This is a genomic window from Acidobacteriota bacterium (assembly GCA_040752675.1).
GTDB lineage: Bacteria > Acidobacteriota > Polarisedimenticolia > JBFMGF01 > JBFMGF01 > JBFMGF01.
Genome location: JBFMGF010000074.1, coordinates 22,534 through 34,542, shown reverse-complemented (window position 1 = coordinate 34,542; position 12,009 = coordinate 22,534). Strand labels below are relative to the sequence as shown.

Below are 12,009 nucleotides of genomic sequence, written 5' to 3'. Positions count from 1 at the left end.
CCCTCTCTCCTCGCAGATAGCCTTCACCATAAAGTTTGGACCGTTCCCGATATAGGAGTTAGCTCCCATGAAAACTGCTCCTGTACTGACAGCTTTCAGCAGGATCTCGGGAACACCGACCACCGAGCCATGGAGCCCAAGCCCCTGAGCGAGGGATAGAAAGGTAAGATAGGTCGGGGCGTTATCCAGGAATGAAGATAGGCTCCCGGTCAGCCAGAAAAACTGCCATGGCTGCGTGATACCGAATTCTGCGCCTCTTGCCTTCAGGATCAAAAGGGCGGGAACCATCGTCGTGAATATACCGGCAAAGAGAACGGCTACTTCTACGATCGGATGAAACGTGAACTTGTTACTCTCGTGATACTCTTTCGGCGTCAGATTGTAAGCGAGGACTGCCATAAGAATCATGATTGCTTCTCTGATGGGAGTCTTGAGGAACACGGCGGCGATCACTCCAGCCAGAAGGATGAAATTCCTCTTGCCGTCGATGCTCAGAAGCTCACGAGATGCAAGATCCAGAAGAAGATCTTCCGTTTTTTCCTTTTTCCATGCCATCCTGTCGAAGATATAGAAGACGAGAAGGACGATGGATACTGCAAAGAGCCACTCCGGGATGAGGCGCAGCGTCCAGAAAAACGGCACACCACGCAGATAGCCCAGAAATAGCGGGGGGTCTCCAAGCGGCGTCAGAAGACCGCCGATGTTGCTCACGATGAAGATGAAAAAGACAGGGATATGGTAGGTGTACCTTCTTTCTGAATTGGTCTTCAGCAGAGGTCTTATCAGGACCATGCTTGCTCCGGTCGTCCCTATGAAATTCGCGAAGATGCTCCCGACAGCAAGGAAGATCGTGTTGACGAGAGGGGTCCCTCGTAGATCGCCACGGAGATATATCCCGCCTGAAATTGTAAAGAGGGAACCTAAAAGGACGATGAAAGAGAAATATTCCAGTCCGACGTGGATCAGTTCATGGTAATCCAGAAAAGCAATATAGATTCCCATGGGAATGGAAATGATGGCAGTGATGATCGCCTTATTCCTGTTCTTTTCCCAGATGTGGCCATGTGTCAGAGGCGTTATTGCGAGGGTTAGAAGCATGATGATGAATGGAAGCACCGTCCACAGGGGTAGTGACAAGCCAAGCTCTTGCTCCTTTTGCAAAGCATCCACTTCACTGCCAAATGAAAGGGAGCCGAATAAGATAAGCATGACTGCTACAGGGAAAATCCTTTTCGCTTTCATCTTTTAAAATGAACTTTCTTCAATAGTCGCAATATTGTAACACCAAAAAGTCAGATGTGAAAATTCGCACGATGAATCAAAATCCTTAAGCCTGGTGGGTCTATCGGGAGTCGTGGACAATCTTTCCGGAGACGATGGTCATGACTGGAGCACCCTTCAGTTTCAAGCCATTGAAGGGTGTGTTTCGACTCTTCGACTTCAGCTTTTTCACATCTACGGTCACCGTTTTCTTGATGTCTAGGATGGTTATATCGGCATCCTCACCCTTCGATAAAATCCCCTTTTTAATATTCAAGATCCTAGCAGGGTTGAGAGACATGAGTTCCACGAGCCTGGAAAGATTGATGATCCTCGTATGCACGAGTCTATCGAGAGCGAGAGAGACAGCGGTCTCGAGTCCAATTATGCCGAAGGGAGCCTGGCTGAACTCAACGTTCTTCTCGATGGAGTTATGCGGAGCATGATCCGTTGCAATGCAATCGATGGTCCCATCCTTTAGCCCCTCGAGGACCGCTTTTCTGTCCCCTTCCGAGCGGAGAGGCGGATTCATCTTTGTATTGGTGTCATACCCCATGACTGCTGCGTCAGTCAAAGTGAAGTGATGCGGAGTGACTTCGCAGGTCACGTGAGCGCCTCTCTTCTTGGCTTCTCTCACCATGTTCACGCATCCTTTCGTACTCACATGCGCGATATGGAGTTTCCCTTTCACCATTTCGGCAAGGAGTATGTCTCTGATAGCCATGACATCCTCAGCAAGGAACGGCATCCCCTTGAGGCCCAGAATGGTCGAGTAGTATCCCTCATTCATGACTCCTCCGTCGCTGAGGTTCGGATCTTCGCAGTGATCGATGATCGGTATGCCAAACATCTTTGTATATTCCAGCGCTTTTCTCATTATGAGCCCCGATGCAACGCAATTTCCATCGTCAGAGACGGCGACGACGCCGCTCTCCACCAGGTCCCCGATCTGGGCAAGCTCCTCTCCTTCCCTTGCCTTTGTGATGCATCCAATGGGATACACATTCACGATGGCTGATTTCTTCGCCTGCGACAGGATATATTCGGTAACGGCCTGGTCATCGTTAACGGGCTCCGTGTTCGGCATGCATGCAACCCCCGTGAAACCTCCTGCCGCAGCGGCTTTCGTCCCCGTTTCGATCGTCTCTTCATCCTCTCTACCCGGCTCCCTCAGATGGACGTGCATGTCGATGAATCCGGGAGCCACTACGAGCCCTGCAAGGTCAATCGTTTCGATCCCTTTTTCGGAGATCCTTGGCTTGATCTCGGATATCTTTCCATCTTCGATGATGATATCCAGCGTATCGTCAATCTTGTTAGCCGGGTCTATCACTCTTCCATTCTTAAGCAGCATTTTCATCTTTTCCTCCTCCTGCAAGAAGATAGAGAACAGCCATTCTGACAGCCACTCCGTTGGCAACCTGTTCCAGGATGACAGAATAGGGACCGTCCGCAACTTCGCTGGCGATTTCCACTCCTCTGTTCATCGGCCCCGGATGCATTATGATGACATCGGGCTTCGCCCTTCTCACTCTCTCTTCCGTCAGACCGAAGAGACTGAAATATTCCCTCGTGGAGGGGAAGTATCCTTTCCTCTGCCTTTCCATCTGGATCCTCAGCATCATTATTACATCCGCTCCCTCTGCTGCATCGTCGGTGCTGTATCTGACTTCGACGCCAGTTTTTTCAATCTCCACAGGCATGAGCGTAGAGGGGCCGGCAATGACTACATCGGCTCCCATCTTTTTGAGAAGGAAGATGTTCGAGCGGACGACACGGCTGTGCGTGATGTCGCCGATGATGGCCACTCTCAACCCCTTGATCTTTCCTTTCTTCTGCCGGATAGTGTATGCATCGAGAAGCGCCTGGGTCGGATGCTCGTGCGGACCATCGCCGGCGTTTATGATCGAAGAGTTGCATATCTTCGCCAGCATGTGAGGGGAACCCGGTTCTGAATGACGTATGACTATGAAGTCGGGAGCCATTGCCTCAAGATTCAGCGTCGTATCGATCAGGGTCTCCCCTTTCAGGATGCTGCTCGTGGCGGAGGCAAAGTTGAGAGAATCCGCCGTCAGCCTCTTTTCCGCTATCTCAAAAGAGGAGCGGGTCCTCGTGCTGGGCTCCAGGAAGAAATTGATGACCGTTTTCCCTCTAAGGGTTGGAACTTTCTTGATGTCCCTCTGGGAGATCTCCGCCATGGAGTCCGCCGTGTCGAGAATGAGATTGATCTCTTCCTTAGAGATATCTTCGATACCGAGCAGATGTTTGCTCTTCAGTTTCATGGATACTCTCCCTTTTTAAAATGAGTCGATGATATTTACTGGCGCGGGACGGCTTTTCCCTTTTTCGCCTTCTTTTCCGTCTCGATCTTCCTGATGAGGACCTCATCGGTTCCGTCCATTTCCTTAAGGCGGACATCGACCATCTCATGGAGCGATGTCGGGAGGTTCTTTCCAACGTAATCGGCTCTGATGGGGAGTTCACGATGTCCCCTGTCGATGAGAACGGCCAGTTGAATGATCTGCGGCCTTCCGAGATCGATCAGAGCATCGAGCGCCGCGCGTATAGTCCGCCCCGTGAAGAGGACATCATCAACCAGTACAATCTTTTTCCCATCCACCTGGAACGGAATCTCCGTCTTTCTGAGTACCGGGCGATCGCTTATCATGCTCAGGTCATCACGGTAGAGGTTGATGTCAAGGATTCCAACGTCCACATTTTTCCCCTCAATGTCTTTGATCTTATCGGCAAGCCGCCTGGCGAGAGGGACTCCCCTCGTCCTGATCCCGATCACGGCAAGGTTCTCAACCGATTTGTTCCTTTCCAGTATTTCATGGGCCATCCGGGTCATCACCCTGTCCAACTTTTCTGCATCCATGATCTTCACACCGCCCTTGCCTACCATGTCACCCTCCTATTGAGTTGTTGAGCTTCCGGGAATCTCTTCGAAATCAAGTGGCTTCTGACAACCAAAGCAGTTAAAAAAAGGCCCCTTTTCAGGGGCCTCTTGTTCATGACACTGTGATTTTCAAACTTCATTTTCTCTTTCAGGCCTCGCCGGACCAGATTTAAAGTTGCCGCTATGATACACAGACTCACCATCTTTGTCAACGCCGCCTTCTGCGGCTACATATCTGTGGTTCGAGAGGGGCTCGGATTGGCCTCACGAAAAGACGCTCGACGAAGACAGTCTTTCTTGCTATACTCACTGAAAAATTTAAGGCACATCAATGATCTATCAGCTCTCCTGCCGTATCGTCGAGAACAGAAGGATAGGGAAATCCTGCTATTACTATGTTTCCATGCGGTCCCGGGAGATCAGTGCTAAGGCCAGGCCTGGACAGTTCGTCATGCTGGGGCTTAAGAACCGCAACGGTCTCTTCCTGAAACGCCCATACAGCATCTGTGGCTGTAATGGGACATTCGATGATAGAAGAAGAGATACCTTCCAGATTCTTTACAAGGTCGTTGGAAAAGGGACTCATGCTTTGTCCAGTGCAAAAGCCGGAGAGGAAGTGTCTATCATCGGGCCTCTTGGTACTCCTTTCAGCGAGCGATTATTCCGGAAGAGAAAGGCGGAACATCTGATCGTCGCCGGAGGGATCGGTTCCGCTCCTTTTCCTTTCCTCATCAATGCTTTAAGGAGATCAGGAAATCAGCCGGTCATGTTCTATGGAGGCCGCAGCCGTGATGACCTTCCCCTGAAGGATTGGTTCAGGAAGAACTGCTCTCATCTCTTCATCACGACAGAAGATGGAAGCGAAGGAGAAAAAGGGTTGATCACGGAGCTTCTTGCAGAGTATATCTTCTCGAAAAGGAAGAGCACTACGTCGGAAGAGACCATCATCTATGCCTGCGGACCGTCGGGCATGCTCAAGAAAGTGGCAGAGATCTCCGAAGAGAAGGGATACGCGGCTTTCGGCTCCTTTGAAGAGAGAATGGCCTGCGGCTTCGGTGTCTGTTTCGGCTGCGCCATCCGAGTCAGGAGCAAGGCGGGGGGTTCTTGTTACAGGCACGTTTGCACGGATGGCCCCGTCTTTGACATGAACGAAATCCTCTATCCATGAATGCGATGCCAGGATGTTGGATAACATGATGAATGGTTCGCCGATTTTTACAATGCTTATCGGGGATACTGCAGAATGAAAAAGAAGATAAAGCCCAGAACGGAAGTACATATCGGAGATCTCGTGCTCAAGAATCCCATTCTCACGGCAAGTGGAACTTTCGGCTATGGACTGGAGTTCGAGCCTTTCTTCGATCTGGACCGTCTCGGGGGGATAGTCGTCAAGGGACTCTCGCTCAAACCAAGGTATGGTAATCCCCCACCTCGGACCTGCGAGACAGCCTCGGGGATGCTCAACGCCGTCGGCCTTGAGAACATAGGCGTGGATGCCTTCATCGAAGAGAAACTTCCGCTCCTCAAGGAGTATTCTTGCGCAATTATAGCCAACATCTTCGGGGAGCATGTCGAGGAGTACGAGAAGATCACGAGAAGGCTCTGCGACGCTGGAGGGGTCTCCGCCATCGAGGTGAACGTTTCCTGCCCGAATACGGACGCAGGAGGGATGCACTTCGGCATCGATCCGGAGATTACGGCGAGGGTCACGCGCAGTGTCAGAGAAGCTTCCACGGTTCCTGTAATCGTGAAGCTCTCTCCGAACGTCACGGACATCAAGGTCATCGCGCGAGCCGCGGAAGCTGCAGGTGCTGACGCCCTTTCACTTGTCAACACCTTCGTTGGAATGGCCGTCGACGCTTGCAGCAGAAAACCGATCCTAGCGAACAGATGTGGTGGGCTCTCGGGCCCCGCCATAAAACCTCTCGCCCTCTGGCTCGTCTATCAGGTTGTAAACAGCGTGAGGATTCCTGTGATCGGGATGGGAGGGATATCCTCGATTCATGATGTCCTGGAATTCCTGATCGTAGGAGCGAGGGCCATTCAGGTTGGAACCGCGAATTTCATCGAACCGTCAATATCCGGGCGGCTCGTTGATGAACTTGAGAAATATCTCCTGGATTCCGGAATTCCAGATGTCAATTCGGTCATAGGCTCTCTCATAGCAGCTTAGTCTCGCATTGAATTCTGCTTCTTATCGAAAACTATTAAATGGAGGTCGTCCATGCATAAGGGAATGGCAAAGGACAGATTAATCGTGGCCCTCGACTATAGCAGGAAAGTAGAAGCTCTTTCCGTTGCCGGTGAGATTAAGGATCACGTCGGGCTGTTCAAAGTGGGGCTGCAGCTTTTCTCCTCGGATGGAGCAGACGTCGTCCGAACCTTACGGAAAGAGGGAGCCAATGTCTTCCTCGATCTGAAGCTTCACGATATTCCAAATACCGTCTCGAATGCCGCGGTCGTTGCGGCCGGACTCGGAGTGTCCATGATGAATTTTCACTGTCTTGGCGGGAAAAAGATGCTTGATAGCGCGGTGAAGGAGGTCTCGGACTACTGTGCGAAGAACTCGATGAAGAAACCGCTACTCATCGGCGTGACGATCCTGACCAGTATGGCAGAAAGCGATATGCGCGAAGTGGGGATTGCCAGCTCCCTTATCGATGAAGTGAGACGCCTCGCAGCCGTTGCCCGGGAGGCAGGGATGGATGGAGTGGTCGCCTCCGTTCACGAGATCGAAGCGGTCAAGAGGGAATGCGGCAATGATTTTCTCGTCGTCACTCCGGGGATCAGACCACTCTGGTCTCGAAAGGACGATCAGGAGAGGGTGACCACCCCATCAGAAGCGATCAAGCGAGGAGCAGATTTCATCGTCATCGGCCGACCCATCACGCTGGCTCCGGACAAAAGAAAAGCAGCCCAGGAAATTCTCAGCGAGATGGAACCGCCTGTTTGCTCCTGATTACTAATTCCAGCCTGTAAGGAGCGAGAGATCATCGCTAAAAATGCATCGTTCAGATCCGAGCCTAACTTTTTCTGGAGAGGAACTTGGTGAGTTCGAAGCCGAGCTTTTTGCTTCCTTTGAGGTCTTCTTCCGTCGGGGTCAGAGCGGCTTTGACCGGCGCAAGGGGAACGCGGAATTTCAGATCCTTTAATCTGCGGTCGATCATATCGATGGCTTCTCCGCTCCATCCATAGGAACCAAAGGCTCCGCCGATTTTCCCCTTCAACTTGATCGTTGCGAGACTCGAAAGGAGGTCCCAGATCGCCTTCACGGCATCCCCGTTGATTGTTGGAGAACCAACTATGATCCCATCAGCCTCCTCGACAAGGTCTGGCACCTTCGACATGTCGATGCCAGCGACATCGAAGAGTGTGACTTGAGCGCCACCCTCTCTCACTCCCCCTGCGATCTCTCTGGCCATTCTTGCCGTATTCCCGTAAGCGGATGCGTAGAAAACGAGGATCTTCCTGGTTACCTGTGGCTCTCTTTCGATCCATTCTCTGTAGCGTGATAGATATGATTGAATGTCATGCCTGAGGATCGGACCATGACTGGGAGCGATCATGTCGATGTTCAGTGCGGAGATTCTTTCGATTGCTCTCTGAGCATGTTCTCTAAAGGGTCTCATGATATGGTCGAAATAGTACTGGAACGCAAAGCTGAAATCGTCTACCAAGTCGTTATACATCCTCTCATCGCAGAAATGGCAGCCCAAGAAGTCGCAGGGAAAGAGAATCCTGTCCTGCACGGAGTAGGTAAACATCGTATCGGGCCAATGGAGAAACGGCGCGCTGATGAACTCAAGCCTCCTGCCTCCGAGATCGATGTAATCTCCATCTCCGACCTTTAGCGGGTAGATATCCCGATTCATCAGGTTCTTGAGAAAGTGCGGGGCATTCTTGGAGATGACGACCTTCGCCTGGGGAGCTTCATCGATCAAAAGCGACAGTGCTCCCGAATGGTCTGGCTCCGTGTGGTTCAATATGATGTAATCGAGCGCCTTGATCTCGATCAGTTCCTTGATTCGCTCCAGATGTTCGAAAGCAAATTTAGCCTTGACGCTATCGATGAGAGCCGTTCCGTTGAGTCCCCTTAGTAGATAAGAGCTGTAGGTCGTTCCCCTCTCGCTCTTCATGATGACGTCAAAGACTCGGAGATCGGGATCCAACGCTCCTACCCAGTGAACTCCTTTTTTCAGTTCTAGTGGTTTCATATCCACCTTCATCAGTTGAGTTTGAGAGAAACGACTTTTGAGATACCAGGTTCTTCCATGGTCACACCGTAGAGGATGGTTGCGATCTCCATCGTCTTCTTGTTATGGGTGATCAGGATGAACTGCGTTCTGTTGCTGAACTCCTTGAGCAGATTCAGGAACCTTTCGACGTTCAGGTCGTCCAGAGCGGCATCGGCTTCATCGAGAAGACAGAAGGGAGATGGCTGGTAGCGGAAGACGGCGAATAGAAGAGCGATAGCGGTCAGGGCTTTTTCTCCTCCCGACATCAGGCTGATGCTCTGGAGTCTCTTTCCTGGCGGCTGAGCAATGATCTCAAGTCCACTTTCGAGGACATCCTGTTCCTCTTCGAGCTTGAGATCGGCTTTCCCACCTCTGAAGAGGATCTTGAAGGTTTCGTTAAAATTCTGCCGTATCGCCTCGAATGCTTTCAGGAACCTCTCGCGGGATGTTCTGTTGATCTTCCTGATGGTTTCCTGAAGCGACTCCATTGAGTTCGTGAGGTCCTTCTTCTGCGCCGAGAGGAACTTGAATCTCTCCTCAAGCATGTCGAATTCTTTCATCGCCATCATGTTGATAGGACCGACCTTCGCGATATGGTCACTCAGCTCCGCTATCTCCTGGAGAAGAATCTCCTCCACTGCATCGGAAGGAAGTACTACAGAGGACGCAAGCTCCTCTATCTCCTTGCCCAGCTCTTCCCGGCAGTTCATGGCATTATGTGTCATATCGGAGTGGAGGCCGACTCTGAGTAGCTCTCTTTCCTTCAGCCTCTCCCTCATCCCGTCAAGACCGCTCCTTCGCTCCTTCAGTTCCAATTCCATGACCTGAAGGGATCCCTTCTGGCTTGAGATCTCGGTTCTCAGCGCTTCGATCCGATCGCATAGCTCTTTCCGCTCGAGTACAAGTTTCTCGAGGACCTTTCCGGAACAAACGATCTCCTCGCCAAGTTCAGAGATCGTTTCCTTCCACTCTGCCTCATTTCGGTGAGACTCATTGACCCTTTCAAACGCCTCGTTCCTGCTCTCCCTTAGATGGGCAAGGTCCGTATCCAGAACGGCTATCTCTTTATTCTCCTCGGCAAGCTCTAAATGGATGCTTGAGAGCTCCTCTCCTTTCTCTGAGAGAGTTTCCCTGATGGCTTCGAGTTCGTTTTTCAGGAGTCTGACTTCATTCTCCCTTTCTTCAAGCTCCTTTTCTTTCAGAGAAAGAACTTCTCTTCCGCTTTCCATGTATGATGTAAGCTTCCTTCGCTCTTCCTCGACGAGAGAGATCTCTTCCTCCAGAACCTGGCACTTCTTCGCTGCATGAGCAAGAAGCTCGGAAAGATTCATCGCTCTATGCCTCAATTCCAGAAGCTCTTCCTCGACTGTTCTTATCTTCTCCTTAATATCGTTTTCATCATTCAGCGCAGCATCCATGGTGCTCCTGAGGCTTTCGACAGCCCGTTCGTTTTCGATCTGTTCGGCACCAATCTTCTCAATCTCCTTAATGATAGACCCTATCTTCCTCTTCCGTGCCATTATCCCCTCGCCCTCAACCGTGGAATCGCGCATCATGGCAAGGCAGCCTGATCGGATGACCTCACCGTCCAGCGTGACGTAGTCAAGCTCCGGATGATCCCTGAAGAACTCTCTCGCCGAATCGATGTCGCGGACGACAACGCACCTCATCAGCATAGGCTCAAGAACTTCCCTGATCCCATCGCTGCATCTTACCTTGTCCGAAAGTCTTCCCGCAAACCGTTCGCTGGCCACAATCGTTTCCGGTATCTTGATCTCTTCCCGCTTCGGGATCAGTTGAGAACCAAAGAGGAATTTCACAGAGCCTGCCTTGATGGTTTTCACAAGCTTCATCCCTTCGGTTGCGTCCCGGATGTCCCTGACGACGAGAGCCGGGAGAAGTTCACCCATGTATCCATCGATGGCCTTTTCAAAGGCGTCTTCAACTCTGATCCAATCGGCGAGGATCCCCGAATTCTTGACACGGGCTCCACCGTCCTCCTGCATGATCGCCTGTGTCCCGGCATCGATCCCTCTCATCGAAACATCAGGGCTCAGGTAAATCCTTTCCTTTTCCTGAAGCGATTGAAGAAGCAAGCTCTTCTCAGATAACAGTTTTTCCCTTCCTTTCAACTCTTCCCTTAGAAATTCGACCCTGGAATCCATGGACTCAAGCTCTGATCGCAGCGCTTGAAGCTGTTCTTCCTTTCCTCTTCTCCCAGCATCAAGCGAGGCAAGCTCTTCCGTCCAGAGTTTCATCTGTCTTGCTTCTTCATCTTCCTCCTTCCGTCTTCTCTGCAGCGTTGATTCAATCTTCCCCATCCCCGCCTCGAACCCCTTCATGCTGTTTCTCTGTTCGGCCAGCGATTGAGCAATTCTGATGAGCTCTTCCCTCCTCTCTTCAATAAGGCGGTTGAGATGGCTTTCCCTCTCCCTCGATCTCCTGAGCTCCTCTTCCCGCGCTCCAATCTTCTCTAAAACTTCATCCCTCCGGATTTCATGCAGCCTCTTATCCTTCTCCTTTTCCAGGATGATCGCATCAGCCCCGGCCATATCACTGCTGAAAGACTCTCTATCCCTGACCAGCCGCAATATGGCGGACTCGAGTTCCGCTATTTTTTCCTCAGAGGACCTTACCCTTGCTTCCAGGCTGGCCATCTCCTTGTCGAGGCGATGTTCCGTCTCCACAAATGAGGACAGATCGGATTCTTTACTGGAGAGTTCCTGCTTCCCTTTCTCAAGCGCCGCCTCGAGAGATCCGATCTGCGCCAGGATCTCTGCCTCCTTTACCTTGAGCTCGAGGAGACTGGAATCTATTCCGGAGAGTTCCGCCTCCAGATTAGTATGTCTCAGGACGAAGAGAAGGGATTGTTTCCGCCTCTTCTCTTCGCTCAGCCGGGCAAATCTCCTTGCCTTCGATGCCTGCCTCCGCAGAGAGTTCATCTGCCTTTCAACTTCAGCGAAGATGTCCTGAACCCTGAGCAGGTTGGCCTTTGTCGCCTCGAGCTTCATCTCTGCCAGCATCCTCTTGCTCTTGTATCCTAGGATACCAGCCGCCTCCTCGATAAGCAGCCGCCTCTCGACAGGCCTGGCATTCATGATTTCTTCAACTCTTCCCTGCTCAATGACGGCGCATGTCCTGACACCGATATGGATCTGCGAGAGGAGATTTCTGATATCTTTGAGACGGCACCTCTCTCCATTGAGGATGTATTCGCTCTCTCCAGACCGGAAGAGCCTCCTCGTGAGTATGATCTCCTCCGTACCATTCCCCACCGATCCATTATCGGAAACAAGCTTCAGAGAGACTTCCGCCATTCCGAGGGGTTTCTTGCTCTCGCAGCCGTTGAAAATGACATCCTCCATTTTCACCCCTCTGAGAGACTTCACGCTTTGTTCTCCAAGGACCCATGAGATTGCATCCCCGATGTTGCTCTTTCCGCATCCATTCGGTCCGACAACGGCGGTGATTCCATCCGGAAAGACGACCTGGGTTTTCCCGAGAAAGGATTTGAACCCAATAAGTTCCATCTTATCAAGCTTGAGCATAAATGCCCTTTCTCCCTTTTTTCATCTGCAAAAAAGGCTTAAATCTTAACATATTACTTGAGGTATG

General features: G+C 51.3%; 9 protein-coding genes. 3 read left to right on the top strand and 6 right to left on the bottom strand.

The features are described from left to right. The 4 genes from AB1756_07350 to pyrR all read right to left on the bottom strand — a co-directional run. Positions 1-1,242 (bottom strand): sodium:proton antiporter (locus AB1756_07350; GenBank protein MEW5807143.1); only part of this gene is annotated, 1,242 nt, incomplete at its 3' end. A 100-nt stretch (positions 1,243-1,342) separates the two neighbouring features. Next, the gene (locus AB1756_07345; protein ID MEW5807142.1) at positions 1,343-2,620 is read right to left on the bottom strand and encodes a dihydroorotase; all 1,278 of its coding nucleotides are present in this window, start codon (positions 2,618-2,620) and stop codon (positions 1,343-1,345) included. Continuing rightward, positions 2,604-3,542 (bottom strand): aspartate carbamoyltransferase catalytic subunit, encoded by a 939-nt coding sequence (locus AB1756_07340; protein ID MEW5807141.1) that lies wholly within the window; start codon positions 3,540-3,542, stop codon positions 2,604-2,606. The genes AB1756_07345 and AB1756_07340 overlap by 17 nt, the downstream gene beginning before the upstream one ends. Before the next feature lie 35 nt (positions 3,543-3,577). Next, complete coding sequence (gene pyrR, locus AB1756_07335) at positions 3,578-4,165, bottom strand: bifunctional pyr operon transcriptional regulator/uracil phosphoribosyltransferase PyrR (GenBank protein MEW5807140.1); 588 nt, start codon at positions 4,163-4,165, stop codon at positions 3,578-3,580. A gap of 325 nt (positions 4,166-4,490) precedes the next feature. On the opposite strand from pyrR, the gene AB1756_07330 reads away from it, so the two are divergent. From AB1756_07330 to pyrF, 3 genes are all read left to right on the top strand, one after another. Next, complete coding sequence (locus tag AB1756_07330; protein ID MEW5807139.1) at positions 4,491-5,327, top strand: dihydroorotate dehydrogenase electron transfer subunit; 837 nt, start codon at positions 4,491-4,493, stop codon at positions 5,325-5,327. Positions 5,328-5,402: 75 nt separating this feature from the next. Next, a complete protein-coding gene (locus AB1756_07325) occupies positions 5,403-6,332 on the top strand; it encodes a dihydroorotate dehydrogenase (GenBank protein ID MEW5807138.1) in 930 nt (309 codons plus the stop codon). A gap of 51 nt (positions 6,333-6,383) precedes the next feature. After that, positions 6,384-7,118, top strand: a complete 735-nt coding sequence (gene pyrF / locus AB1756_07320) for an orotidine-5'-phosphate decarboxylase (GenBank protein MEW5807137.1) — start codon at positions 6,384-6,386, stop codon at positions 7,116-7,118. Positions 7,119-7,182: 64 nt separating this feature from the next. Here the strand turns inward: pyrF and AB1756_07315 are convergent, their stop codons facing one another. Then, positions 7,183-8,373: an FprA family A-type flavoprotein gene (locus AB1756_07315; protein ID MEW5807136.1), complete on the bottom strand. Its 1,191-nt coding sequence runs from the start codon at positions 8,371-8,373 to the stop codon at positions 7,183-7,185. Between the two features lie 11 nt (positions 8,374-8,384). Beyond that, positions 8,385-11,942 carry a chromosome segregation protein SMC gene (gene smc / locus AB1756_07310; protein MEW5807135.1) on the bottom strand — a complete coding sequence of 1,186 codons (3,558 nt, stop codon included), beginning with the start codon at positions 11,940-11,942 and terminating at the stop codon, positions 8,385-8,387. Between the last annotated feature and the right edge of the window lie 67 nt (positions 11,943-12,009).